Source organism: Pseudomonas sp. NBRC 111140, from assembly GCF_001320885.1.
Lineage (GTDB): Bacteria > Pseudomonadota > Gammaproteobacteria > Pseudomonadales > Pseudomonadaceae > Aquipseudomonas > Aquipseudomonas putida_P.
Window position 1 is genome coordinate 67,253 of the sequence record NZ_BCBQ01000009.1, and the last position, 25,271, is coordinate 92,523.

Consider the following 25,271-nt stretch of genomic DNA (forward strand, 5'->3'; position numbering starts at 1 on the left):
GAAAGCGTGCAAATTTTTTTTGAAATGAGTGTTGACAGGGGGGCCGTTCAAGAGAATAATGCGCGCCATCGGCTACATAGCTCAGTTGGTTAGAGCATAGCATTCATAATGCTGGGGTCCGGGGTTCAAGTCCCTGTGTAGCCACCAAACAAGACGAAGGGCTTACCGCAAGGTAAGCCCTTTTTCTTTGCCTACGAAAAAGTTGTCGCCTGGCGATAGGCTGGCCCCTGCTGCAGCTACAGCGCCAATGACAGCGCCAATACCACGGCCACGATCAAGGCCAGTGCCTTCAGCCCCCGGCTCGAAAGGCGCTGCTGATTGCAGCTCAGTTGCGCGCTGCATGCAGGCGCCTGCTTGAGCACTTGCATGGAGCCCAGAGTTTCATGCATGCGCTGGAATGCTTCCAGATGCTCACTGTCCTGCGCTAACCAGGCACGGAACGCCTCACGGTCGCGCCCACTCGGCTGGCCCTCCAGACGCACCAGCCATTCGGCAGCTTCGTGAAGGATTTCCGGGCTCACAGACAGGCCTCAGCGGCGGCAGATGGGGTTGGTATCATCGCGAAGCTTCGCAAATGGGAATGATTCTATTCTAAATTGCCATCACCCCAACATGCAATCATCCCCGCTCAACGGATACCGGCCACCGCCACTGCCAGGCCAAGCCCGATCAACGCCAGCCCAATGACGCGGTCCACCAGCACCTGACGGTCGATCATTGCCTTGCGCAATGCTGTGCTGGAGAAAAACACTGCGACCAGGCTGAACCAAAGCCAATGGGCAAAGGACATGAATGCGCCGTAGGCGAATGCCTGCTTCAATGGGCTACCAGGTTGCACCACCTGGGTGAAGGCGCTGATGACGAATAACATGGTCTTGGGGTTGAGGGCGTTGGTCAGAAAGCCGGTGCGCAGCGCTTGCACCATGCTGGCGGCCGATTGACCGCCCCCCTCAAGGCTGATGCGTTGAGTATTGGTAAGCGATTTGTAGCCCAGGTAAACCAGATAGCCCGCGCCCAGTACTTTCATGCCCAGGAACAGCGCCGGGCTCTGGCTGATAACCACGGCAATGCCCAAGACCGTATACAGCACGTGCACTTGTACCCCCAGGGCGATACCCATTGCGGCGGCCAGCCCGGCCTTGCGGCCCTGTGCATAACTGCTGCGAGTGACCATGGCGAAGTCGGCGCCAGGACTGATGACGGCGAGCAGGGTAAACAAGGCGACGGCAATTAGTTCGGTCATGCTGAGGGGCTCTCGATAGGCGATGAAAATGCGCAGACCGCGTTATTATCGAGTGCTTATAGAAGAGTAAAAATCGATTTAAAGTGCTGTAAATCTGATAGTTTTCCTCACAGACAAGCAAAACGTTAACCTGTGCAAACGCTTGCACAGGCCAGCAGGAAGACCATGAAACTGCCGCCATTAAATGCCTTGCGTTACTTCGACATCGCCGCCCAAACCGAGAACTTCGTGCGCGCCGCCGAACACTTGCACGTCACTCACGGCGCGGTCAGCCGCCAGGTACGCCTGCTTGAAGAAAGCCTTGGCGTCGAGCTGTTCGAGCGCCGTAACCGGGCCATTTTCCTCACCCCCGCCGGCCGAGCCTTGCAAGGCACTACCCAGGCAATATTCGAACAACTCGAAGGCGCCGTGCAGCGCTTGCAACAACAGGCCCGCGACAATGTGCTGGTGCTGTCCTGCGAGCCGACCATCGCCATGCGTTGGCTGATCCCACGCCTGCCCCGCTTCCATGCTGCACACCCCGACCTGCAGTTGCACCTGGTGGCCGCAGGCGGGCCGCTGGACTTCGCCCGCAGCGGTGTCGACCTGGCAATCCGCCGCGACGACTTCCACTGGGGCAACCAGCTGTACAACCAGAAAATCTGTGACGAATGGATCGGCCCGGTGCGCCACCCCGGCGCCCCCATTCAACTGGACGGCCAGCGCTTGCTGCACAGCACCACCCGCCCCGCTGCATGGCCCACCTGGCTGCGCCTGAGCGGCCAGCAGGCACTGCACAACGAACGCAGCGACTACGAGCACTTCTACCTGTCTATCCAGGCCGCCAGCGCCGGCCTGGGCCTGGCCATGGCCTCAGCCCTGATGGTGGGCGACGAACTCGACAGCGGGCAGTTGCAGGCCCCCTACGGTTTTGTGCGCGACGGCTCGGCCTATCACCTGCTTAGCCCACTGCCCCTGGACGACAACAGCAAACGCCAGCGCTTCGCCGAGTGGGTAATGGACGAATGCCGGCGCTCTCTGGCTCATTTGGGCTTGTTGCAGAACGACGACCCCGCACTGCCATCGCCACCCCAGGTGCGATAACCGGCGGTATCCACGTGAATGCGGCCTGAAGGATAGCGCCCCAGGCCCATGTTCCAGGCCTGCCCGTGCTGCTGCCAGAAACGGCACAGCGGGTTGGGGTCGGCCCAGGCTGGCAGCAAGATATCGACGGCGAAAGTGCGCATATGCGCACTGTTCGCTGCCCCGCCGGCGCAGGCGTTCAGTCGCGGCTCACGGTAAGCCGAAACCACCTCGAACTGGCGCAGGATGCCTTGGTCATCGAGTGTCTTGATCAACGCAAGGGTGGTGCGCACAGCCGGCCAATTGCCGGCGGGTGGCACGGCGAAAGGCGACGCTCGGCACAGCTTCCAGTCCGAGGCCGACCGCAGCAACTGATGGATAGGCACTACCCCATATAGACGGGCATCGACCAGCATTTCACGAAAGGGCCGAGTTTGATGGTCACCAGCCCACTGGGCGAACATCCACACGTCGCGCTCATCGGCGTGAGCAGCCCCGGCAATCAACAGGCCTGCTACAAGAAGCAGTTTTTTCATCCTTGAGCCATCCGTGCTTGGAGAACAAAGAAAACCACGCCGTGGCTGCTATCGATTAAGCCAGGTCAATCCTCAAGCAGCGTGCAGGCCATCACCAGGGCATCTTCACGGCCACCAGCAATCGGATAATAGTCACGGCGCCGGCCGATTTCGTTGAAACCGTAACGTTCGTATAGACGATAAGCCGACTGGTTGCTGGCGCGTACTTCCAGGAAACATTCGCGACCATTGAGCTGGTAGGCCCGGGCCATCAGGTGCTCGAGCAGGCGCAGGCCCATGCCGCAACCCTGGTTTTCCGGCTTTACGGTGATATTGAGCAGGTGGGCTTCGTCGATGATCACGTTGATTACGCCATGGCCCACTTGCTGCTGGCCGTCGAACATCAGCCAGACCTCGTACGACTTGAGCGCATCCTGAAAGATTCCGCGGGTCCAGGGATGACTGAACGCGGCATATTCGATCTTAAGCACGGCATCCAGATCCGCCTCGGTCATCGGGCGGAAACTGATCGAGTCACTCATTCAACGCTCTTCCAGCGCGCCATCAGCTGGCGCATGGCTTTCCAGACGTCCGCCTTGCGTTGCGGCTCGTCCATCAACAGTTCAAGGCCCGGCAGCGCCCAGGCGTCGCCCAGGCCGTCCAGCTTAAGGGGTTGGTAATAGGCCTCGGCATCGGCATTGGCGGCAAAGCGCAGTGCCGGCAAGCCAATCAGCCACAGACAGGTGCTCGGGGCGTCTTCCAGGCGGGCCTGGACAAAACCCTGGACGAAATCGCGCGCGGCCTCCGGGCCCTGGTCCATGTTGCCGCGCACCAGCAGCGGCCAGCGCACAGGCTCGCCGATGATCTGCGGGGCGTCGGGCAGGCCGGCGGCACGCAGCATGTCCTTGAGCAGCAGGTAGGACGGGTCGCGGCTCTGGAACGGCTGGCCTGTGGCCAACTCCACCAGCAATAGGCAACTGCCGGTGCGCAGCAACTGCAACGAGAAGCGTGGAGGTGGCACGGGCGCCGGGCGGGGTGCCGCCGGCTGCTCTTCGGCCTCGACCGGCTTGGCGGCGGGTTTGGGCGCGCTGTTCGGGCGCGGGATCTCGATTTTCGGCCGTTCGCCGGAACGGGCCTGGGGTGTGGCGGGAGCGTCATTTGCAGCCGATGCCGGCCTGATTTCGAAATCGACATCCTCGACCGTCGCCACCGGCAACAACAGCTCCGGCCGCGACGCTGCGGCGAACGGCAGTTCGGCGCGCGGCAACCAGTGCACCACTTGCATGGCGGAAAGGTAGGCGCGGCGACGGGGTTCGGTGAGCAAGGGATGGGTATCCGAGGGGTGAAGACAATTGGGCATTCTAACGTGTACGCCTTGGTTTTTGCAGCGCCTATCAGACCGAGCGCCGCCGGTGCGGCGCTCGCTCTCAAAACCGCCCCAAAAACAACGCCATACACCTACTAGCCATAAGGTTATCCCTCATTACAGACCAAGGGGTGAAAACCTCCCCCCCGGATGCAGTACAATCGCCCCCTTTTTCTTGGCAACGAGTCGAAGCCAATGATCGAACCCAAGCGCGTCCTGCGCGCCCTAGCCGAACACTGGGCCCTGATCGAGCCGCTGTGCGAGCGTTTCGACCAGGGCACCCTGAGCCTGGTCGAGTTGCGCCAGCATGTGGCCCGCCAGCAGCTCGAAAGCACCCCGCAGGACATCACCCAGCTACTCGACGTGTGGATCCGCCTGGATATCCTGGTCCCGGTTGCCAAGAGCCCGAACCGTTTCGAGCTCAACGCGCAGATCCACGACTTCCTCGCCTACCTGCGCCGCGAACACCGGCTGGGCCTGTGCCTGGAAATCGAAGCGTACTTGCGCCACCTGGAACGCCTGGCCGGGCACATCCAGGATGCCTTCGACAATCGCGACAGCGACGACCTGGCGCGCCAGCTGCGCCTGCTCGACATGCGCGTGCGCGATGTGCTGAAAAAACTCGACAACGACGAGCAGGCGCTGGTGGCCGTGGCCGAACGGGCCAAGACCAGCAACCGCCAGATTCCGCTGCGCCAGCGGTATGCCGAAGTACTCGCCACCTGGGACGAATACGTCGAGCCGATGATCCAGCTGGTCAACGCCGACGGCGCCTTCGAGCAGGGCGTGCGCAAGGTCGAGACCGTGCTGTTGAAGCTGCTGGGCGAACAGGCGCGCCTGGGCCACCTGGTCGATGACGACATGCTGCTGCGTACCCACGCACGCATCCTGGAAATGCAGACCAGCGCCCAGCTGACCCTGCGCCACGCCCGCGAGTTGCTATTGCCGCTGCGCGAAGAAGCACGCCGGCACAATGCCGTGACCCGTGGCGCCGCACTGGCCCTGTCGGTGATCCGGCGCAAGGGCATCGATGCCGTGCCGCAAGCGGCCATGCCGATGTTCACCCGCCCGCAAAGCACCTTCCTTGGCAGTGCCAGCCAGGTCGAGGCCTACGTTTACGCCCTGGCCCGCTTCGAGCCCAAGCCGGCGCGCTTCCCCAAGGCCCACAAGACCCAGTCCGGTGCCCTGCCCCGCGCCCCGCGCACGGTCAAGGAAATGGCCGAACGCTGCGAACAAGCCCTGCCGCTGCCCGACTTGATGGTCTGGCTGCTTGAGCAGGAGCCCGAAGGCGCGACCGACGAGCTGCTGTACTGGTTCTCGCGCCTGTCGCGGGAAAAGCGCTTCAAGCGCGAACGCCTCGACCGCCGCGAGTACACCACTCAGGAACACCTGGTCAGCCTGCGCTCGTTCGCCCTGACCTCCAGCCGCGAAGACGCCGCCAGCGCGCCTACCGAACCCAACGCGAGCCCAGCCCATGCATCTTGATCTTTCCGAACTGTCCCAGCTCGCGCCGATCTTCCGCGAGCTGTTCAAAGGCTTCCACGTCAGCCGCCGCGACCCCGAGCTGTACGCGCAGCTGTCGAACTTCCAGGACCAGTACCGCACCCTGTTCAAGGCCCTGGGCTTCGAACTGGTGTGCGACACCCGTGGCTTCTACTACTTCGTCCCGGACATGACCGCCGCACAGGTCAACAAGACCGCGCAGCGCCTGTCGCTGTTCACCTTCATCCTGGTCGAACACCTGGCAGACCAGGGCCGCGATCCGATGGCCGTGCTCGACGGCGGCAGCATTGGCCGCGACGAACTGCCCTCGCTGCTGGACAAGTACCGCGACCTGTTCCTGCAGGCCGAAGTGCAGACCGTGGACGAACTGGAAGAAAAAATCCTGCGGCGCATGACCCAGCTCGGCTTCGCCCACGAGGAAGGCGGTATCTACCGCTTCCTGCCGCCCATGCATCGCTTCCTCGATGTGTGCCTTTCGGTGCAGCAAGACCGCGACCTGGCCGCCACCCTGCACAGCGACCTGCCGCTGCCGACCCCGGTACTGGTCGAAGAAGAAAGCCCCGAAGAACTCAACCGCACCGACGACCCGCTCGACCTCACGCCCTTCGAGGGCGAGGAAAGCGAAGAGGACGCGCTGGCCCGGGCCATCCGCGAAGAGCAACAGGAGATTGACGCATGAGCCAGGAACGCTACGGCATCCGCCGCTTCGCATTGCTCAACACCGCCGGCTACAGCCTTGGCCTGTTCCCGCTGGAGCACCCGCTGTCGGTGTACGGCGCCAACAACCTGGGTAAATCGGCGTCGATCAACGCCCTGCAGTTCCCTATCCTGGCGCGCATGTCGGACATGAGCTTCGGCAAGTACAGCCTCGAGCAGTCGCGCCGCTTCTACTTTGCCAGCGACACCTCGTACATTCTCTGCGAACTGAGCCTGCCCCACGGCCCGCACGTGATCGGCGTGGTCGGGCGCGGCCCGGGTGGCGGTTTCGGCCACCAGTTCTTCGCCTACAAAGGCGAACTGGACCTGGCCCACTACCAGAAAAACGACACCTGCCTACGCCAGAAAGAGCTGTTCACCAACCTCGAGCGCCTTGGCATTAAGGCTTATGAAGTGAAGCCGGACGAACTGCGCCGGTTGCTGGTTGGCGGCCACACCTCGGTGCCGCTGGACCTGACCATGATCCCGCTGCGCTCCACCAGCGAGCAAAGCCTGAAAACCTTCCGCGCGCTGTTCATCAACCTGCTGCACATGCGCGAAATCACCGCGGCCAAGCTCAAGCAGCTGTTCCTCGACGCGTTCGAGCACAGCCTGCGTTCAGGCAGCGTCGACTACATCGCGGCGTGCGAAGAGGCCTTCCGCGACGTACGCCGCATGGAGCAGGACTACAACGCCCTGGTTGCTGCCGGCCCACTGGTCGAGGCCCTGGCTGGTGGTGTTGCCCAGCGCGACATCCTGCGCGGCAAGCTGCACCGCATTTCGCCTGTGCTCGACACCCTGCTGGGCACCTGGCAGGAATACGCCATGGCGCGCAAGGAAGAGCTGGTCATCCAGTCCGAGCACTACCGTGGCGAGCAGGACCGCCTGCAGAACGATCAGCGCGGCGGTACCCAGGAACTGATGCGCCTGGAACGTGAAATCACCGGTATCCAGCGCTGGCTGGGCGAGCTGTCGGTGCTCAAGCACCGCTTCGCCCTGGTCGATGACGTCAAGGTGCTGGAGCAGCAGTTGCTGGCGGCCAAGGACGCCCACGACGAACTGGCCGGCGCCCTGGCCCAGTCGCGGCAGTTCAGTGCCGAAGACCTGGACGAGCGCGTGCGCGACCTGGAAAAACGCCTGAAGCAGGTCAAGCAGCAGCTGGACCACGCCGACAACAACAGCTACGCCCGCCTGCGCGAAGAGTTCTCGCAGCAGGACGTCGACCGCCTGATGCGCCTGTTCAACGGCGCACTGTTCAGCCTGCCGCTGGGCGACCGTGGCATCGAGCTGGACGACAGCGACCTGTGGGTGAAAACGCTGGAAGCGGTGCTGGATGGCTTCAAGGGCGAACGTTTCGAAGCCCCGGGCCTGGCCATCGACTTGACCCACATCGACCCGCCGGCACTGCAAGCCCTGGCGGACCGCGCCGCCCTGCGCGACCAGAAAGAGCGCCTGGAAAAAGAGCTGAAGCAGCTCAAGACCCAGCAAGCCGTGGCCGCCGACCGCTCCGCCTCCAAAGCGCAGACCGAAACCCTGTACCAGGAAGTGCTGGATGCGCAGAAAGCGCTGGAGGACTTCCGCCGCAGCCAAACCCTGGCCGCCGAAGAGCCCGAGAAGCTGGAACAGCTGTCGCAACTGGAAGCCGCCCAGGACGAACTCAAGCGCTCCAGCGATGCCTTCACCGAGCGTGTCCAGCAGCTGTCGGCCAAGCTGCAGCTGGTCGGTAGGCAGCTTGGTGACCTGGAGTCCAAGCAGCGCACCCTGGAAGACGCCCTGCGTCGTCGCCAACTGCTACCGGCCGACCTGCCCTACGGCACGCCGTTCATGGAAGCCATCGACGACTCGATGGACAACCTGCTGCCGCTGCTCAACGACTACCAGGACAGCTGGCAAGGCCTGCAACGTGTGGATAACCAGATCGAGGCGCTGTACGCCCAGGTGCGTCTGAAAGGCGTGGCCAAGTTCGACAGCGAAGACGACATGGAACGCCGCCTGCAGTTGCTGGTGAACGCTTATGCGCACCGAACCGACGAGGCCCTGACCCTGGCCAAGGCCCGCCGCGCTGCAGTCACCGACATCGCCCGTACCCTGCGCAACATCCGCAGCGACTACGACAGCCTCGAGCACCAGCTGGCCTTGTTCAACCGCGAGATCAACAAGCGCCAGGTGTCCAACCTGGAAAGCTTCCGTGTGGTACTGGCGCCGAACAAGGAAGCGCTCAAGCACATCGACCAGATCATCCACAGTGCCGGCCAGTACGAAGAAGGCGAAACCCTGTCGGTGTTCGACCTGACCCAAAGTGCCGATCAGGACAACAAGAACGAAGAGGCCAAGGAATACCTGGCACGCCTGGTGGCAGCCAACCACAACCAGTTGGGCCTCAAGGACCTGTTCGAGCTGGCGTTCGAGATCACCAAGGTCAACGGCCAGCCGATCATCCACGCCGACATCGACGGCGCAGCGTCCAACGGCACCACCATGACCATCAAGGCGCTGACCAACATGTACCTGTTGCTGCACCTGATGGACCGCGACTTGGCCGGTCGCATTCGCCTGCCGTACTACCTGGACGAAGCGGCGGACATCGACGAACGCAACCAGGCGGCACTGCTGGAAACCAGCCTGCAGCTGGGCTTCGTGCCGATTCTGGCGAGCGTGAAGCCGCAGGTATCGGCACGCGTGGCGATCGACCTGGAAGGTGGCAGCGGGCCAAACGGCATCTACATCGACGAGGCGGACTGGAAGTTCATCAGCCGGCTGGATGAAGTGAAGGCGGTTGTGCGTGAGGATCAGGCCGAGGAATTGGCCTGATATCGGTGTGATGGGGCCGCTCCTACAGGGATATGTGCTCCCCTGTAGGAGCGGCCTTGTGTCGCGAAAGGAGGCCGAAGGCCTCCCGGCAATCTACCAGGCTATCAATGAGCCCAAGGCAAGATCGGTATCGCGGTCACCGCATTCTGCGGGCTACCTTCGATCATGCGGTCGCTGTACACCAGGTACACCAGCGTATTGCGCTTCTTGTCCAAAAAGCGCACCACCTGCATGGTCTTGAACACCAGCGAGGTGCGTTCCTTGAACACTTCCTCGCCATCCTTCAACTCACCCTTGAAGTTGATCGGCCCAACCTGACGGCAGGCAATCGACGCCTCCGCACGGTCTTCCGCCAGCCCCAAGCCACCCTTCATGCCGCCAGTCTTGGCCCGTGACAGGTAGCAGGTCACGCCCTCGACCTTGGGATCGTCAAACGCTTCGACCACAATGCGGTCGTTCGGCCCAAGGAACTTGAAGACCGTGGACACCTGGCCGACTTCCTCGGCCCCAGCCAGCATTGGCAGTGCCAGCGCTGCCACGGCAATCACCCGCTTGAACAGGCTCATACCAGCACCAGATTGTCGCGGTGTACCAGCTCAGGCTCGGCGCTGTAGCCAAGAATCGACTCGATCGCGTCCGAGGGCTGGCCAATGATCTTCTGCGCCTCCAGGGCGCTGTAGTTGGCAAGGCCGCGGGCCACCTCGATACCGTCCGGGCCAACGCACACCACCATCTCGCCACGGCGGAAGCTGCCCTGCACGGTCTTCACGCCGACCGGCAACAGGCTCTTGTTGGCCTGGCGCAGTGCCTGAACGGCACCGGCATCCAGCACCAGGGTGCCACGGGTCTGCAGGTGGCCTGCCAGCCATTGTTTGCGCGCAGCGAGCATGCCGCGCTCGGGCGACAGCAAGGTACCCAGGCGCTCGCCCGCCTTGAGGCGATCCAGCACGCGCTCGATGCGGCCACCGATGATGATGGTGTGGGCACCGGAACGGGCAGCCAGGCGCGCTGCGCGCAGCTTGGTCTGCATGCCGCCACGACCCAGGGCACCACCGGTACCACCGGCCACGGCATCCAACGACGGGTCGTCGGCACGGGCTTCGTAAATCAGTTGGGCTTCCGGGTTGTTACGCGGGTCGGCATCGAACATACCATCGCGGTCGGTGAGGATCACCAGCAGGTCGGCCTCGACCAAGTTGGCTACCAGCGCCGCCAGGGTGTCGTTGTCACCGAAGCGGATTTCGTCGGTGACCACGGTGTCGTTTTCGTTGATTACCGGCACCACACCCAGGTCGACCAAAGTGCGCAAGGTGCTGCGGGCGTTCAGGTAACGCTTGCGGTCGGACAGGTCGTCATGGGTCAAGAGGATCTGCGCGGTGTGCTTGCCGTGTTCGCCAAAGCTCGACTCCCAGGCCTGCACCAGGCGCATCTGGCCGAGCGAGGCCGCCGCCTGCAGCTCGTTCATCGCGCTCGGTCGCGTAGTCCAGCCCAGCTGGCTCATGCCGGCAGCCACGGCCCCGGAGGAGACCAGTACCAACTCCACGCCTGCCTCACGCAGCGCGACCATCTGCTCGACCCAAACGGCCATGGCGCCGCGGTCGAGGCCCTTGCCATCGGCGGTCAGCAGAGCACTGCCAATCTTCACGACCCAGCGCTTGGCGCCCGTCACCTTGCTTCGCATCTTCTTCCAACCTATGTCGAATCTGTAGATACCGTGGATACAAAAACGCCGCTCCAGAGAGCGGCGTTTAGTGTACTGCAACCGATCAGTCGCGCACGTAAATGATTTCCGGGCCGTCTTCGTCGTCCTCGAAATCATCGTCCCAACCGTCATCGTCGCCGATGTCGTGCACGCTCTTGACGCCGGTGCGACGCAGGGTACGGGCGTCGTCCAGGGCCTGCAGCTGGGCACGGGCTTCGTCTTCGATGCGCTGGTCGAGGTCGGCCAGCTCTTCGGCGTAGGCCGGGTCGTTGGCCAGGCGATCGGCGCGGTCTTCGAGGTAGCGCATCAGGTCATGGCTGAGCTTGTCGGTACCCTGCTTGGAGATAGCCGAGATCACGTAGACCGGGCCTTCCCACTCGAGGCGATCAATCACTTCCTGAACACGTTCATCACGCTCGTCGTCCATGACCATGTCCGACTTGTTCAGTACCAGCCAACGCTCACGCTCGGCCAGCGACGGGCTGAAGCGGGTCAGCTCGTTGACGATGACTTCGGCGGCATCGGCCGGGCTGCTTTCATCCAGCGGTGCGATATCCACCAGGTGCAGCAGTACGCGAGTACGCGCCAGGTGCTTGAGGAAGCGGATACCCAGGCCGGCACCCTCGGAAGCGCCTTCGATCAGGCCGGGGATGTCGGCGATGACGAAGCTCTTCCAGCGGTCGACGCTGACCACGCCCAGGTTTGGCACCAGGGTGGTGAACGGGTAGTCGGCCACTTTCGGCTTGGCGGCCGAGACCGAGCGAATGAAGGTACTCTTGCCGGCGTTCGGCAGGCCCAGCAGGCCGACGTCGGCCAACACCTTCATTTCCATCTTCAGGTCACGCTGGTCACCCGGTTTGCCTGGGGTGGTCTGGCGCGGCGCACGGTTGGTGCTGGACTTGAAGCGGGTGTTGCCCAGGCCGTGCCAGCCGCCTTGTGCAACCATCAGCTTCTGGCCAGGGGTAACCAGGTCACCGATCACTTCCTGGGTCGAGGCGTCAATCACGGTGGTGCCGACCGGCACGCGCAGGAACAGGTCTTCACCCTTCTTGCCAGTGCAGTCGGTGCTGCCGCCGTTGGAGCCGCGCTGGGCTTCGTGGTGACGGGTGTAGCGGTAGTCGACCAGGGTGTTCAGGTTTTCGTCGGCAACCATGTACACCGAGCCACCATCACCGCCGTCACCGCCGTTGGGGCCACCGTTCTCGATGAATTTCTCGCGACGGAAGCTCATGCAACCGTTGCCGCCGTCACCGGCTTTGACCCGAATCGATACTTCGTCAACAAACTTCATTAAAACCGCCTCTCGTCGGCAGACGAGCTGAATGACTCAAAACATGAGGCTCTTGCAAAAATGAGCGCGGCGGCCCCGTACGACCGTAGAAACCAACGCCGGCAACCCAGACAAACAGCTTTGCAAGAGGCTCACCACAAACGAAAAAGCCCCGTCGCATGACGGGGCTTCTGGAGCGACGTCGCGATTAAGCGGCGACGATGCTCACGTAACGGCGCATGAACTCGCCTTTCTTCTCGAACTTGATCACGCCTTCGATCTTGGCGAACAAGGTGTGGTCCTTGCCCATGCCAACGCCGTAGCCAGCGTGGAATTCGGTGCCGCGCTGACGGACGATGATGTTGCCTGGCTTGATAACCTGGCCGCCATACATCTTCACGCCAAGGCGTTTAGATTCTGAGTCGCGACCGTTACGAGTACTACCACCAGCCTTCTTGTGAGCCATGGTTCAATTCTCCAAATAAATTCAGGGGATCTAGGGGATTAAGCCTGGATGCCGGTGATTTTGATCTCGGTGAACCACTGGCGGTGGCCCATACGCTTCATGTGGTGCTTACGACGACGGAACTTGATGATGCGAACCTTGTCGTGGCGGCCTTGCGAAACGACTTCGGCCACTACTTTAGCGCCAGCAACAACTGGAGCACCGATGGTGACTTCTTCACCGTTGGCGACCAGCAGAACGCGATCGAAGGTCACGGATTCGCCAGTGGCGACTTCCAGTTTTTCGATCTTGAGGAATTCACCTTCAGCGACTTTGTACTGCTTGCCGCCGGTAACGATTACTGCGTAAGACATGGTATTTCTCCGATAATCCTGCTCACCCAGCGCTTTATATGATGAGTATTGGCTGGCATGGCTGCACAGGGCTGGAACGGCCCGGCGCAATTGCGTAAGGCAGGTGCTGCCCAGGAAGTTAGGGTGCGCGATTGTACGCAACCGCGGTTTTGCTTGCAAGTACCGCCCCCGGCCAGCTGGCACCGCGCCTTGACACACCGGGACCCGCGACCTAGCATGCCGCGCAACCTCACTGGAGCAGCCGATGCAACCCCAAACCTTCTACCGCGCGGTGGCTGATGATTTCAGCGCCGTCGACGAGATCATCAAGAAGCAGCTGACCTCGCGCGTGCCGCTGGTATCGAAGATCGGCGACTATATCACGTCGGCCGGTGGCAAGCGCCTGCGTCCCCTGCTGGTACTGCTGTGTGGCAAGGCCCTGGGCCGTGAAGGCGACGACCTGCGCCTGCTGGCCGCCACCATTGAATTCCTGCACACCGCCACCCTGCTGCACGACGACGTGGTCGACATGTCCGGCATGCGCCGTGGCCGCTCCACCGCCAATGCCCTGTGGGGCAATGCGCCGAGCGTATTGGTGGGTGACTTCCTTTATTCGCGCTCGTTCGAAATGATGGTCGAACTGGGCTCGATGCCGGTCATGCAGATCCTCTCCAAGGCCACCCGGGTGATTGCCGAGGGTGAAGTGCTGCAGCTGTCGCGGGTACGCGACGCCAGCACCACCGAGGAGGTCTACATGGAGGTGATTCGCGGCAAGACCGCGATGCTGTTCGAAGCCTCGACCCACAGCGCCGCAGCGCTGGCCGAAGCCACTGATGAGCAGCGCGAAGCCCTGCGCACCTTCGGCGACCACCTGGGCGTGGCCTTCCAACTGGTCGACGACCTGCTGGACTACAAGGGTGACTCGCAAACCCTGGGCAAGAACGTCGGTGACGACCTGGCCGAAGGCAAGCCTACCCTGCCGCTGATCTACACCATGCGTGAAGGCACTGCCGAGCAGGCCGCACTGGTTCGCCAGGCGATCCAGAAGGGTGGCCTGGAGGATCTGGAGCAGATTCGCGTGGCGGTCGAAGAGTCCGGCGCGCTGAAGTACACCGCAGAGCTGGCGCGTGATTATGTGAAGCGTGCCATTGCATGCCTCGAAGTACTGCCAGCCAGCGAATACCGGGATGCGCTGGTTGAGCTGAGCGAGTTTGCGGTCGCGCGTACTCACTGACAGACAGAGTCGTCTTCATTCGCGGGCAAGCCCGCTCCTACAAGGACTGCGCCGCCTGTAGGAGCGTGCTTGCCCGCGATGCTTTTGTCCGGACATAATCACTTCTGGAAAAATACCTTTTACAATGTGGGCTTTTAACCGCCCGTCTGTTTGTTTGAGGATCCGAAGTGAGCACTCTGCCACCCTGCCCAAAATGCAACTCCGAATACACCTATGAGGATGGCACTCAGCTGATCTGCCCTGAATGCGCCCACGAGTGGTCGGCCAGCGGCGATGCCGAGGCCAGCGACAAGGTGGTGAAAAAGGACTCGGTCGGCAACATCCTGCAGGACGGCGACACCGTCACCGTGATCAAGGACCTCAAGGTCAAAGGTTCGTCCCTGGTGGTCAAGGTTGGCACCAAGGTCAAAAACATCCGCCTGTGTGACGGCGACCACGATATCGACTGCAAAATCGACGGTATCGGCGCCATGAAGCTGAAGTCCGAATTCGTGCGCAAAGTCTGATTACACAAAAATCCGCCAATTGGTGCTTGCTATTTTGATAATAAGAATTATTCTCATTGGGACCGCTTTCCAAGGAGAATAGCCATGACTTATCTGATCGACGCCTGGCTGGACCGCCCTCACCCCTACCTGCGCATTCTTCATCGGGAAACCGGCGAAGTGTGTGCGGTGCTTGAACAAGATGCACTCGACGAATTGCGTGACCAGGGCGACCTGGACATGAGCGGGTTGAATTCGAGTGAACCTGGGGTACTGAAGGAATTGGTGCGGAACTTGTTTCTGTTCTGCTATGCGCGGGCATTGCGCCCGATGGGGACAGATTGGAATTGAGGCCAGCAGGGATGGCCTCTTAGCGAGCAAGCCCGCTCCCACAGCGACCGCGCAAGGTTTGAGTTCTGCGCAATACCTGGAGGAGCGGGCTTGCCCGCGAATGGGCCGCAATGCGGCCCCGAGGGGCATTACAGAACGTCGAGCAACTCGACGTCGAACACCAGTACGCTGTGCGGCGGGATGCTGCCAACGCCTTGGGCACCGTAAGCCAGCTCGCTCGGCACGTACAGGCGCCATTTGCTGCCAGCGTTCATCAGCTGCAGGGCTTCGGTCCAGCCAGCGATCACACCACCAACCGGGAATTCAGCCGGCTGGCCGCGCTCGTAGGAGCTGTCGAACACGGTGCCGTCGATCAGGGTGCCGTGGTAGTGCGTACGCACGTTGCTTTCGCGGGTCGGCTTGGCGCCTTCACCTGCGGTCAGTACTTCGAACTGCAGGCCCGAAGCCAGGGTGGTGATGCCATCACGCTTGGCGTTTTCGGCCAGGAATTCCTTGCCAGCGCCAGCAGCGGCTTCAGCCTTGGCGGCCGCTTCGGCTTGCATGATGTCACGGATCACTTTGAAGCTGGCCGACAGGTCGGCTTCGCTGACGCGGCTGTCGGCGCCGTTGAAGGCGTCGGTCAGGCCGGCCAGGATGGCTTCCAGGCTGACGCCTGGTGGCGGGTTGTCGCGCAGCTGGCCGCCCAGCTGACGGCCGATACCGTAGCTGACGCGCGTTTCGTCGGTGGACAGATTGAGTTCGGACATTGTCGTGCTCCACTGCAGGGCGCAGTGCAGCCGCGCCCTTGATGAAAAGGGCGAGCAGCCTAGCACACTGGGGCGCGGCGAGCAGCTACCAGGCCGAGCGTTGGGAGATCGGCACCTTCAGGTCTTCTTCCGGGTGCGTACCCATGCCGCACATTTCGTCCTGCACCGACCAATGCACCAGGTTCATCGAGACCATGGGGATGGTTTGCAGCAACTTGCGCGCATCCTCCACCGAGTGCACGCGCAAGCGTTCACCACGGGTATCGGACAGAGGGTGAGCGTGGCCTTTGACCCGGGCCTCGAGCAGGTAGTCACCGCCTTCGATGGCGATCAGGTTCAGTTCGTCGACATGGCCAGCCCTGGCCTCGGTATTGAGCTGATGCAGGTTCATGAGAGCACCTCGCGATGAGAACCACGCATGAGTGCTCATTTTTTCTACAGGCCAGCCGAAAGCACAAGCCAGAAACAACACCGCCCGTCCGTTTTGCAACGGACGGGCGGTGAATGCAGCAACCTGGCTTAGTGCTTGGTCAGCTTGTCCAGGTAGCCCATGCAAAACGCCGAGATCACGAAGGTCATGTGGATGATCACGTACCACATCAGGTAATCGGTGGAGATGTTCTGCGCATCCATGAACACCCGCAGCAGGTGAATCGACGAAATCGCCACGATCGATGCGGCAACTTTCATCTTCAGCGACGAAGAGTCCATCTTGCCGAGCCAGTTGAGCTTTTCCTTGCTTTCGTCGATGTCCAGTTGCGAAACGAAGTTCTCGTACCCGGAGATCATCACCATGACCAGCAGGCCACCCACCAGCGACATGTCGATCAGCGACAAGATCACCAGGATCAGGTCGGCTTCGCTCAGGGCGAAGACGTTGGGCAGGACATGGACCACTTCCTGGAAGAATTTCAGTGCCAGGGCCAGCAAGCCAAGGGACAGGCCGAAGTAGATCGGGGCGAGCAGCCAGCGCGAGGCATACATCGCGTTTTCGAGGATACGTTCCATGAAGTTCAGGACTCATCAGGTGACTAAAAATCGACGGCGAGTATAGCCAGCCACCTGTTACAGCAAAAGCCCGGTGAACGGGGGGCTGCTTTACAGCCCCGGCAATCGTTCAGGTCTCTGGATGAAACTGGTAATCCCCAAGATTACGGCACCGCTCGCCATTGATCCGCCGTAACTGCGCCTGCAAATGCAAACACCAGATCTGCGGGTCTTCGGCCACCTGGTACCCATGCAAGGTCAGGCTGTCGACGATGGCATTGAGCACCGATTCGGCCACCAGCGGCCCATGAAACGGCCCCTGCGCCTTGATCGCGGAAGGTTGTTCACCGGCCATGCCGGCGGCGAACAGCAACGTCCACATGCCGTTGTCCCCGGCCAGTGGGCGGATGCTGCATTCGATGCGGGTCACCAGGCCCAGGCACTGGCGTGTGAGGCTGAGGTTGCGCATGGCCGCGTCCCCTCCAAAAAGCCTTGTTCAGCCTGAACCTCAGGCTGTTTCCATCCTGAACCTGATACCGTCCTTAAGTTCCAGCATAGAAGAACAGTACAGAAAGATGGAAAACCGGCGCTGAACGGTAGCACATCGCCGCCAGCGCCAGTTTATTGACTCAAGCCGGTTTGGCCTTGGCAATCACCTCTTCCAGGTGTTCCTTTTCTGCCTTCTCGATTTCTTCTTCGCTGATCATCTCGGCAATTTCACGCAGGCGCTCCACCACCCGAGCATTGACGCTGCCCTCGGTGAACAGCCCCTTGTCGTCGAGCACCCCGGCCTCCTCGCCCACCAGCAGGCTCAGCGCCTCATCAGCCTGGCTGACCGCATAGACGTGGAACATGCCGTTCTCCACGGCCTGCAGCACGCGCTCATCAAGCATCAGGGTGGCAACGTTGGCACGCGGAATGATCACCCCTTGCTCGCCCGTCAGGCCTCGCGCCTCGCAGAGGCGGAAGAAGCCCTCGATCTTCTCGTTGACCCCGCCCACTGCCTGCACTTCACCAAACTGGTTGATGGAACCAGTGATAGCGAAACACTGCTTGAGCGGCGTGCGCGACAAGGCTGAAATCAGCGTGCAGGCTTCGCCCAGCGAGGCGCTGTCACCGTCCACGTAGCCGTAGGACTGTTCCAGGGCGATGCTCGCGGAAATCGCCAGCGGGAATTCCTGGGCATAGCGGCTGCCCAGATAACCGGTAAGGATCATCACGCCTTTGGAGTGGATCGGCTGGCCAAGGTTGACCTCACGCTCGATGTCGACAATGCCGCTGCCGCCTGGGTACACAGTGGCCGAAATACGTGCCGGCATACCGAACGCCGAGTCGCCCACCTCCAGCACCGTGAGGCCGTTGCACTTGCCGATTGCAGCACCTTCGGTATCGATGAGGATGATGCCGGCGAGCATGTCGTCCAGCACCCGCTGCGACACACGCCCGGTGCGGGTGGCCTTGGCCTTGAGCGCACGCTCGATGTGGCCGGCGTCGGTCATTTCGTCACTGGCCAGCTGGCGAATGAAATCAGCCTCGCTCACCAACTGGAACAGGTCGCCGATACGCGCCGACAGGCGCGACTGGTTTTCAGCCAGGCGAGCGCTGTAGGTGGCCAGGCGCGCCACGGCGTCGCTGGTCAGCGGCGCCATGCCCTCTTCGTTGGTGCGGGTGCGCAACAGCTGGGCGAACTGCTCCAGGTTCTCGTCGACCATCGGCATGTCTTCGTCGAAGTCCACCAGCACGCGGAACATCTCCTGGAAATCCGGGTCGTGGTCCTGCAGCGCGTAGTACAGCTGGCGCGAGCCGATGATCACCAGTTTGACGTTGAGCGGAATCATCTGCGGCTGCAGGCTGACCGTGGCGACACGGCCCAGTTCACCGATCGGCGACTCCATCTTCAGCTTGCGCGACTGCAGTGCACGCTTGAGCGCATCCCAAACGAACGGCTCGCCCAGCATCTTCTCGGCTTCAAGAATCAAGAAGCCACCGTTGGCACGGTGCAGCGCGCCTGGGCGCAGTTGGCGATAGGAGGTGTACAGCGCGCCTTGGTCGGTGCTGTATTCGATACGGCCGAACAGGTTGTCATAGGTCGGATGCGGCTCGAACACCACCGGCGCGCCGCCGGCTGCGTGATGGCCCACCACCAGGCTGGGCGCGTACTGCTCTTCGAGCAGCTTGCGGGCCACGGCGTCGGTCTTGCTGTCATCCACCAGTTGCTCGACCACGGTACGCAGCAGGTTCAACTGCACCGATTGCAGGTATGCGCAGACCGCCGCGTTCTCGGCGTACTTTTCCGACAGCGGCGCCAACAGCGGCTGCAGCGCCAGGGTGATGGTTTCTTCGTTCAGATGGCGCAGTTGGTTGTTCGACTCGCGCTTCCACTGCGGCAAGCTGGCCAGCTCTTCGTTCAGCTGTTCCTCGAGCAAGGCAATGTCTTCGTGGAACTGCTCGCGTACCGCTTCCGGCAACTGGGCGAACTCGGCTTCATCCAGCGCCTTGCCATCGGCCATCGGCGTGAAGGCGACGTTGCTGGCATCGCGATACAAGGCCACGTCTTTTTCCAGCGATGCGCGCTCTATCACGTCCAGGGCGCGGTCATAGCGCTGGTTGAAGGCACGGTCGATAGCACCCTTCTTCTGCTGATAGGACGGGTGTTCGAAAACGGCAGGGAACGTGGACAGCAGGTTGTCGATCAACCCGCCCATGTCGCTGATGAACTCGGCGGCGCTCCCAGACGGCAGCTCCAGTGCCCGTGGCTCACGGGTGTCGTCGAAGTGGTTGACGTAGACCCAGTCGGCCGGGGTCTGCTGGCGCTTGCCCTCGGCCTTGAGGTAGCGCTTTACGAACGAGAAGCGCCCGGTACCGGGCTCACCCATTACATACACGTTGTAACCAGGGCGCGGCATGGCCACGCCAAACTGCAGGGCCTCGACAGCACGCTCCTGGCCCAGGACTCCGCGAAACGGCTCCAGATCGTCGGTATTGGTAAAGGCAAACTGCTCGGGGGAGAAACGCCGGGTCAGGGCTTCAGGCGCGAGACGCAGGCGCGCAGCGACAGGATCGGGCATTGGGTTTCCTTACTTCGGCGGGCAGATGACCAGCATTCTGGCGCTGCCCCAGCGCGCCTTGCAAGGCTCTACGGGACTTTAATATCGCGGCAGGTCTTAGCCCGTGCAGGTCATGTAACAGCAAATTTTTCGCAATCAACAACGCAACCTTTAGATCGTGCCTAAACTCCAAGCTGCGCGGGTGGGTGAAAAGCTTTCCCGACCTGGCAACCGAGTTGCCAGAAACCCTGACCCTTGGTTAAGACAAAGAGAACAAATGCTATGAAACGGATTCTTCTGGGTACTCTGTTCACCGTGGTCTCGCTGAACGCCATGGCCGAAGCGCCTGGCGGCCCGAACTGCGGCTGGGGCAACATGCTGTTCGAAGGCCAGCGCGGCACGCCGGCACACTTCCTGGCTTCCACCACAAACGGCACCTCCGGTAACGCCACCTTCGGCATGACCTCCGGCACCAACGGCTGCTCGACCAAGGCTTCGCTGACCTACGGCGGCAAGTCCTGGTTCGCCATGAACGGCATGATGAACGAGCTGTCCGAAGACATGGCCATGGGCCAGGGCGAAGCACTGACCACCTATGCCGTCGTCCTTGGTGTGGCCCCGGAAGACCGCGGCTACTTCAACTCGGTCACCCACCAGCACTTCAACCAAATCTTCAGCAGCGCCGACGTCACTGCCGAAACGGTTCACAGCAACACCCTGGCCGTTCTGAAAAGCGACCCACGCCTGGCCAAATACGCCACCGAGGCCTAAGCACAGCTGCTCCCGCCCCACCCGGGGCGGGTTTCGCCTTTTTCGGCATCGTTTAGAAGTAGTTGCCCGATATGCTCAAACGCCTCGCTGCCCTGGCGCTGTGTGCCTGCGCCCCCGTACAAGCCGCGCCCGTGCTGGATCAAGGCCGTCTCCAGCAACTGGCCAATACCCCTTACTGGCTCGCCATTGGTCACTACGAAACCGCCAAGCTCGGCGGCTGGCGCAGTTATGTGGACGATGATGCGTTCTTCCTCGCCGAGGACGGTGCGCATCACCCCGACCAGGAGCTGAAGGCCACGGTCGACGCGCTGTATGCCCCGGCCAGCCTCGGCGACAAGCACGCCCAATGCGTATTCCCGGCGCGTACCCGCTGGCTGCGCGAACAACTCGACCTGCAAGGCTTGCCGCAACCGGACTGCCAGGAATTCAAGACCTGGTACCAGTCGATCGACCCGCACAGCGCCGCGCTGATCTTCCCGGCAGCTTACCTGAACAGCCCGTCGTCGATGTTCGGCCACACGCTGCTGCGCATCGACCAGTCCACCACCCGCAGCGACGACACCACCCTGCTGAGCTACGCGATCAATTTCGGTGCCTACATCGAAGGCAGCGACAACAGCATCCTGTACGCCTGGAAAGGCCTGATGGGGGGCTACCCAGGGCTGTTCGCGCTGATGCCCTACCAGGAAAAACTCTCCGAATACCGCAGCCTGGAAAACCGCGACCTGTGGGAGTACCAGCTGGACCTGACACCCGAGGAAACCGGGCGCATGGTCGAGCACGTGTGGGAGCTGAAGCAGATCCAGTTCGACTACTTCTTCTTCGATGAAAACTGCTCGTATCGCCTACTGGAGCTGCTGCAAGTGGCCCGGCCGAGCCTGGACCTGACATCACAGTTTCCGCTAACCGCCATTCCCACCGACACCGTGAAAGCCGTGAAGCAGTCCGGCCTGGTCGCCAGTGAGACTTACCGCCCCTCTCGCGAGCGCGAGTTGCTGGCCCGTGCCGAGCCGCTTGACCACAACGAAAAACGCCAGGTACTGGCGGCAAGCGCCGACACCGCGCAGCTGCAAAGCGCCGAGTTCAAGGCCCTGCCCCGCGAACGCCAGGCGCTGGTGCAAGATGCGGCGTATCGCCTGGAGCGGTACCGGGCCAATGGCCAGGAACGCGACCCCGGCCAGGCCAAACGCAGCTTCGAGCTGCTGCGGGCAATCAACGGCAACCCACCGCCGCCCCTGCAAATCGAACGCCCCGGCCTGCCCGAGGATGGTCATGACTCGCGCACTTGGCAGTTGGGCGTGGGCACCCGTGAAGACCGTGCCTACGCCGAATACGGCCTGCGCATGGCCTACCACGACCTGAATGACAACGCCTATGGCTTCCCGCTGGGCGCGCAGATCGAAATTTTGCAACTGAAGGTGCGCCAGTACGAAGGCAACGATTGGCAGGTACAACGGCTGGACCTGGCCACCATTCGCTCACTGACGCCACGCAACGAGCTGCTCAAGCCCTGGTCATGGCAGGTGGCTGGTGGGCTGGAGCGGGTGCCGGGCAAGCACGATGACGAGGTGCTGGTGAGCCATGTGAATGGCGGCGCCGGTGGCACCTGGCAGCTGGCCGACGGTTTGTTGGGCTTTGCCCTGGGCACGGTGCGGGTCGAGCATCACAATGACTTCGCCCAGTTCATCGCCCCAGCGGCGGGGTTCAACGGCGGCCTGCTGTGGCGCAACGGCTTGGGCAACATGACGCTGGAGGCCAAGGGCGACTACTTCACCAATGGCGAAGTGCGGCGCAGCGTGAGCCTGAACCAGCAATGGGAAATCAGCCAGAACCTTGGGCTGCGGTTGAGTGCTTCGCGCGAATTCAGCCATTTGGCTACCGCGCAGAACGAGGTGATGCTGGAACTGAAGTGGTATCACTACTAGCGGGTCGGGCCTGCGCGCTTTTTGTAGGAGCGGCCTTGTGTCGCGATCGGGCCGCAGAGCGGCCCCAGCAATATTTGCATCATCGCTGAAATCCCGGGGCCGCTTTGCGGCCCGATCGCGACACAAGGCCGCTCCTACAGACAGCGCGTCAGGCTGAAAGCTGAGTATCCCAACCAACTCTTTGACACTGTTTTGACACCTCCCCGACAAATCGCCACCTAGACTTTCCACCATCAACGGGAGGGACTGGTGGTTATGTCGCGGTACTGGTTCGGCGTGTGCATTGCGTTGTTGCTGTCAGGTTGCGAAACCACCCACGAGCAGATGGTCAACCATGGTTATCCCCCGGCCTATGCCGATGGCTTTCAGGACGGCTGCAGCAGCGGTCGCCAGGCGGCCGGGCTGATGGTGGGCGGGTTCAGCAAAAACGTGCCGCGCTACCTGCACGAGCGCCAGTACGAAACCGGCTGGGACGACGGCTTCCGCCAGTGCCACGCCATGCAGAACAGTGAAGAACAGCGCGAGTACCACGAGCGCTTCTGGGACCAGCGCGACCGCGAGTGGGAGCAGGAAAAGGACCGTGGTGCCGCCAAGGCCTATCGCCACGACTGAGTCGCAAACGGACATCCATTGAAACCGGTAGCCTGCCATGATGGTCTCCTGCACAAGGAGCCCCCGCATGAGCCGAGCATTCGTCAACGAAGACCAGGCCGCCGCCCAGGCCGACCAGCCGGTCGAGCGACGCATCAGCGAACAACCCAACTACGTCACTGCCAGCGGACTGCAGCAGTTACAGGCGCGCGTGGCCGAGCTGAATGCCTTGCGCAGTGAACTGCTGGCACAAGGTGAGCGTGGCGACAAGCAGCGGCTGGCCGATACCGAGCGCGACCTGCGCTATTTCAGCGCGCGGGTACAGAGTGCCCAAGTGGTGCCGGCGGCGGCTTCTCGCAGCAAGGTGCAGATTGGTAGCCGGGTGCGGTTCGTGGATGCGCAGGACCAGGAGCATGTGATGCGACTGGTAGGCGAGGATGAAGCGGATGCTGGGCGTGGATTGATTAACTGGGGGGCGCCGTTGGGGCGGGCTTTGCTGGGTGCGGGGCCTGGGGATGAAGTGGTTTGGCGGCGGCCGGTGGGGGATCAGGTGATCGAGATACTTGAAATTGAGGGTGAAAGCTGAGGGCCCTGGGGGCTGCTTTGCAGCCCTTTCGCGACACAAGGCCGCTCCTACAAGATTGCGCGATCATTCAGGTTGTCGCGGTCCCCTGTAGGAGCGGCCTTGTGTCGCGAAAGGGCCGCAAAGCGGCCCCCTGTAGGAGCGGCCTTGTGTCGCGAAAGGGCCGCAAAGCGGCCCCCAGCAGCCTCAGATCAGACGACGCCCTGAGCCAGCATCGCATCGGCCACTTTCACAAAGCCTGCGATGTTCGCACCTTTGACGTAGTTGATACGGCCATCGGCTTCTTCACCGTAGTGCACGCATGCATGGTGAATCGACTGCATGATGTTGTGCAGCTTGCTGTCCACTTCACCGGCAGTCCACAGCAGGCGCATGGCGTTCTGCGACATTTCCAGGCCCGATACGGCCACGCCACCGGCGTTGGAGGCCTTGCCCGGGGCGTACAGGATGCCGGCGTCCAGGAAGATATCCACAGCTTCCAGGGTGGTCGGCATGTTGGCGCCTTCAGCCACGCAGATGCAGCCGTTACGCAGCAGCGTGCGGGCGTCCTCGGCGCCCAGTTCGTTCTGCGTGGCGCACGGCAGGGCGATGTCGCACGGCAGGCTCCATGGGGTCTGGCCTTTGCGGAACTCCAGGCCGAACTGCCCGGCCAGCTCGCTGATGCGGCCGCGCTTGACGTTCTTCAGCTCCATCAAGGCGTCCCACTGGGCATCGGTCAAGCCGGCTTCAGCGTACAAGGTGCCTTCGGAGTCAGACAGCGAAATCACCTTGCCGCCCAGGTCCATGACCTTGCGCGCGGCATACTGGGCAACGTTGCCCGAACCGGACACCGCCACGCGGCGACCGTCGATACGCTTGTCCTGGCGTTTGAGCATTTCTTCGGCGAAGTACACGCAGCCATAGCCGGTGGCTTCCGGACGGATCAGGCTGCCGCCGTAGGTCATGCCTTTGCCGGTCAACACCGAGGTGAACTGGTTGGCCAGGCGTTTGTACTGGCCGAACATGAAGCCGATTTCGCGGGCCCCCACACCGATGTCACCGGCCGGTACGTCGCAGTCGGCGCCGATGTGGCGGTACAGCTCGCTCATGAAGGCCTGGCAGAAGCGCATCACTTCAGCGTCGCTCTTGCCTTTAGGGTCGAAGTCCGAGCCGCCCTTGCCGCCGCCCATGGGCAGCGAGGTCAGGGAGTTCTTGAACACTTGCTCGAAGGCCAGGAACTTCAGCACGCTGAGGTTAACCGACGGGTGGAAACGCAGCCCGCCCTTGTACGGGCCAATGGCGCTGCTCATCTGGATGCGGTAACCGCGATTGACCTGCACCTTGCCCTGGTCATCGACCCAGGACACGCGAAACAGTACAGCGCGCTCGGGCTCGACCATGCGCTCGAGGATGCCGGATTGCAGGTAGTGAGGGTTGGCCTCAAGGAATGGCCACAGGGTGCGCAGCACCTCTTCCACCGCCTGGTGGAATTCCGGTTGGCCAGGGTCACGCTGTTGCAGGCGTGCAAGGAAATTGTCGACAGATTCGATCATGGTAGACATCTCACCGAAGGTTTTGGACTTATTGGTTTTTTCAGGAATGTACC

General features: G+C 62.0%; 27 protein-coding genes and 1 tRNA gene. 12 read left to right on the forward strand and 16 right to left on the reverse strand.

Annotated features, from left to right (window positions below; all coding sequences use genetic code 11):
• Positions 1–70 precede the first annotated feature (70 nt).
• Positions 71–147: transfer RNA gene (locus tag APH42_RS05015), tRNA-Met, on the forward strand.
• Between the two features lie 89 nt (positions 148–236).
• Here APH42_RS05015 and APH42_RS05020 read toward each other — a convergent pair.
• Together APH42_RS05020 and APH42_RS05025 are read right to left on the reverse strand one after the other, a co-directional pair.
• Positions 237–521, reverse strand: coding sequence for a DUF4880 domain-containing protein (locus APH42_RS05020; RefSeq protein ID WP_060492878.1), 285 nt, complete (start codon positions 519–521; stop codon positions 237–239).
• 107 nt (positions 522–628) lie between these two features.
• The gene (locus tag APH42_RS05025; protein ID WP_012270444.1) at positions 629–1,243 is read right to left on the reverse strand and encodes a LysE family translocator; all 615 of its coding nucleotides are present in this window, start codon (positions 1,241–1,243) and stop codon (positions 629–631) included.
• A gap of 165 nt (positions 1,244–1,408) precedes the next feature.
• Between APH42_RS05025 and APH42_RS05030 the strand changes: the two genes are divergently transcribed.
• Positions 1,409–2,326 carry a LysR substrate-binding domain-containing protein gene (locus APH42_RS05030; protein WP_012270443.1) on the forward strand — a complete coding sequence of 306 codons (918 nt, stop codon included), beginning with the start codon at positions 1,409–1,411 and terminating at the stop codon, positions 2,324–2,326.
• Here APH42_RS05030 and APH42_RS05035 read toward each other — a convergent pair.
• From APH42_RS05035 to APH42_RS05045, 3 genes are all read right to left on the reverse strand, one after another.
• Positions 2,266–2,841 (reverse strand): DUF882 domain-containing protein, encoded by a 576-nt coding sequence (locus APH42_RS05035; RefSeq protein WP_060492879.1) that lies wholly within the window; start codon positions 2,839–2,841, stop codon positions 2,266–2,268. The genes APH42_RS05030 and APH42_RS05035 overlap by 61 nt on opposite strands.
• A 65-nt stretch (positions 2,842–2,906) precedes the next feature.
• Positions 2,907–3,362, reverse strand: a complete 456-nt coding sequence (gene rimI / locus APH42_RS05040) for a ribosomal protein S18-alanine N-acetyltransferase (RefSeq protein WP_012270441.1) — start codon at positions 3,360–3,362, stop codon at positions 2,907–2,909.
• Positions 3,359–4,144 (reverse strand): hypothetical protein, encoded by a 786-nt coding sequence (locus tag APH42_RS05045; protein WP_060492880.1) that lies wholly within the window; start codon positions 4,142–4,144, stop codon positions 3,359–3,361. The genes rimI and APH42_RS05045 overlap by 4 nt, the downstream gene beginning before the upstream one ends.
• Before the next feature lie 237 nt (positions 4,145–4,381).
• On the opposite strand from APH42_RS05045, the gene mksB reads away from it, so the two are divergent.
• Genes mksB through mksF form a run of 3 tightly spaced genes read left to right on the forward strand, consistent with a single transcriptional unit; the run spans position 4,382 to position 9,196 of the window.
• On the forward strand, positions 4,382–5,671 hold the full coding sequence (mksB, locus tag APH42_RS05050; RefSeq protein ID WP_060492881.1) for an Mks condensin complex protein MksB: 1,290 nt from the start codon (positions 4,382–4,384) through the stop codon (positions 5,669–5,671).
• Complete coding sequence (gene mksE, locus APH42_RS05055) at positions 5,661–6,368, forward strand: Mks condensin complex protein MksE (RefSeq protein WP_012270438.1); 708 nt, start codon at positions 5,661–5,663, stop codon at positions 6,366–6,368. Before mksB ends, mksE begins: the two co-directional genes overlap by 11 nt.
• The gene (mksF, locus tag APH42_RS05060; protein ID WP_012270437.1) at positions 6,365–9,196 is read left to right on the forward strand and encodes an Mks condensin complex protein MksF; all 2,832 of its coding nucleotides are present in this window, start codon (positions 6,365–6,367) and stop codon (positions 9,194–9,196) included. The genes mksE and mksF overlap by 4 nt, the downstream gene beginning before the upstream one ends.
• 104 nt (positions 9,197–9,300) lie before the next feature.
• Here the strand turns inward: mksF and APH42_RS05065 are convergent, their stop codons facing one another.
• From APH42_RS05065 to rplU, 5 genes are all read right to left on the reverse strand, one after another.
• Positions 9,301–9,762 (reverse strand): CreA family protein, encoded by a 462-nt coding sequence (locus APH42_RS05065; RefSeq protein WP_012270436.1) that lies wholly within the window; start codon positions 9,760–9,762, stop codon positions 9,301–9,303.
• Positions 9,759–10,877: a glutamate 5-kinase gene (proB, locus tag APH42_RS05070; protein WP_012270435.1), complete on the reverse strand. Its 1,119-nt coding sequence runs from the start codon at positions 10,875–10,877 to the stop codon at positions 9,759–9,761. The genes APH42_RS05065 and proB overlap by 4 nt, the downstream gene beginning before the upstream one ends.
• A gap of 85 nt (positions 10,878–10,962) precedes the next feature.
• Positions 10,963–12,189 carry an Obg family GTPase CgtA gene (gene cgtA / locus APH42_RS05075; RefSeq protein WP_012270434.1) on the reverse strand — a complete coding sequence of 409 codons (1,227 nt, stop codon included), beginning with the start codon at positions 12,187–12,189 and terminating at the stop codon, positions 10,963–10,965.
• A 187-nt stretch (positions 12,190–12,376) separates the two neighbouring features.
• Positions 12,377–12,634: a 50S ribosomal protein L27 gene (gene rpmA, locus APH42_RS05080; RefSeq protein ID WP_003247464.1), complete on the reverse strand. Its 258-nt coding sequence runs from the start codon at positions 12,632–12,634 to the stop codon at positions 12,377–12,379.
• Between the two features lie 38 nt (positions 12,635–12,672).
• Entirely contained in the window at positions 12,673–12,987 is a 315-nt protein-coding gene (gene rplU / locus APH42_RS05085) for a 50S ribosomal protein L21 (protein ID WP_003247466.1), read from the reverse strand.
• Positions 12,988–13,231: 244 nt separating this feature from the next.
• Between rplU and APH42_RS05090 the strand changes: the two genes are divergently transcribed.
• From APH42_RS05090 to APH42_RS05100, 3 genes are all read left to right on the forward strand, one after another.
• Complete coding sequence (locus tag APH42_RS05090) at positions 13,232–14,200, forward strand: polyprenyl synthetase family protein (protein WP_012270433.1); 969 nt, start codon at positions 13,232–13,234, stop codon at positions 14,198–14,200.
• 167 nt (positions 14,201–14,367) lie between these two features.
• Complete coding sequence (locus APH42_RS05095) at positions 14,368–14,706, forward strand: zinc ribbon domain-containing protein YjdM (protein WP_060492882.1); 339 nt, start codon at positions 14,368–14,370, stop codon at positions 14,704–14,706.
• An 84-nt stretch (positions 14,707–14,790) separates the two neighbouring features.
• Positions 14,791–15,036, forward strand: coding sequence for a hypothetical protein (locus tag APH42_RS05100; protein ID WP_012270431.1), 246 nt, complete (start codon positions 14,791–14,793; stop codon positions 15,034–15,036).
• Positions 15,037–15,164: 128 nt separating this feature from the next.
• On the opposite strand, the gene APH42_RS05105 is transcribed toward APH42_RS05100, so the two are convergent.
• The 5 genes from APH42_RS05105 to APH42_RS05125 form a co-directional block, all read right to left on the reverse strand.
• Positions 15,165–15,782 carry an FKBP-type peptidyl-prolyl cis-trans isomerase gene (locus tag APH42_RS05105; RefSeq protein WP_012270430.1) on the reverse strand — a complete coding sequence of 206 codons (618 nt, stop codon included), beginning with the start codon at positions 15,780–15,782 and terminating at the stop codon, positions 15,165–15,167.
• Between the two features lie 85 nt (positions 15,783–15,867).
• Complete coding sequence (locus APH42_RS05110; protein ID WP_012270429.1) at positions 15,868–16,173, reverse strand: DUF6482 family protein; 306 nt, start codon at positions 16,171–16,173, stop codon at positions 15,868–15,870.
• A gap of 128 nt (positions 16,174–16,301) precedes the next feature.
• Positions 16,302–16,790, reverse strand: coding sequence for a TIGR00645 family protein (locus APH42_RS05115; RefSeq protein ID WP_012270428.1), 489 nt, complete (start codon positions 16,788–16,790; stop codon positions 16,302–16,304).
• A 109-nt stretch (positions 16,791–16,899) separates the two neighbouring features.
• Positions 16,900–17,238, reverse strand: a complete 339-nt coding sequence (locus tag APH42_RS05120; protein WP_003247487.1) for a hypothetical protein — start codon at positions 17,236–17,238, stop codon at positions 16,900–16,902.
• Positions 17,239–17,398: 160 nt separating this feature from the next.
• A complete protein-coding gene (locus APH42_RS05125; RefSeq protein WP_060492883.1) occupies positions 17,399–19,837 on the reverse strand; it encodes a Lon protease family protein in 2,439 nt (812 codons plus the stop codon).
• A 261-nt stretch (positions 19,838–20,098) separates the two neighbouring features.
• Between APH42_RS05125 and APH42_RS05130 the strand changes: the two genes are divergently transcribed.
• From APH42_RS05130 to APH42_RS05145, 4 genes are all read left to right on the forward strand, one after another.
• Complete coding sequence (locus APH42_RS05130) at positions 20,099–20,587, forward strand: DUF3015 domain-containing protein (RefSeq protein WP_012270426.1); 489 nt, start codon at positions 20,099–20,101, stop codon at positions 20,585–20,587.
• Positions 20,588–20,658: 71 nt separating this feature from the next.
• A complete protein-coding gene (locus tag APH42_RS05135; protein WP_060492884.1) occupies positions 20,659–22,512 on the forward strand; it encodes a DUF4105 domain-containing protein in 1,854 nt (617 codons plus the stop codon).
• Positions 22,513–22,767: 255 nt separating this feature from the next.
• Complete coding sequence (locus APH42_RS05140) at positions 22,768–23,124, forward strand: hypothetical protein (protein WP_012270424.1); 357 nt, start codon at positions 22,768–22,770, stop codon at positions 23,122–23,124.
• Between the two features lie 67 nt (positions 23,125–23,191).
• A complete protein-coding gene (locus APH42_RS05145; protein ID WP_060492885.1) occupies positions 23,192–23,689 on the forward strand; it encodes a GreA/GreB family elongation factor in 498 nt (165 codons plus the stop codon).
• A 188-nt stretch (positions 23,690–23,877) separates the two neighbouring features.
• Here the strand turns inward: APH42_RS05145 and gdhA are convergent, their stop codons facing one another.
• Positions 23,878–25,218 carry an NADP-specific glutamate dehydrogenase gene (gdhA, locus tag APH42_RS05150; RefSeq protein WP_012270422.1) on the reverse strand — a complete coding sequence of 447 codons (1,341 nt, stop codon included), beginning with the start codon at positions 25,216–25,218 and terminating at the stop codon, positions 23,878–23,880.
• Positions 25,219–25,271: the final 53 nt, after the last annotated feature.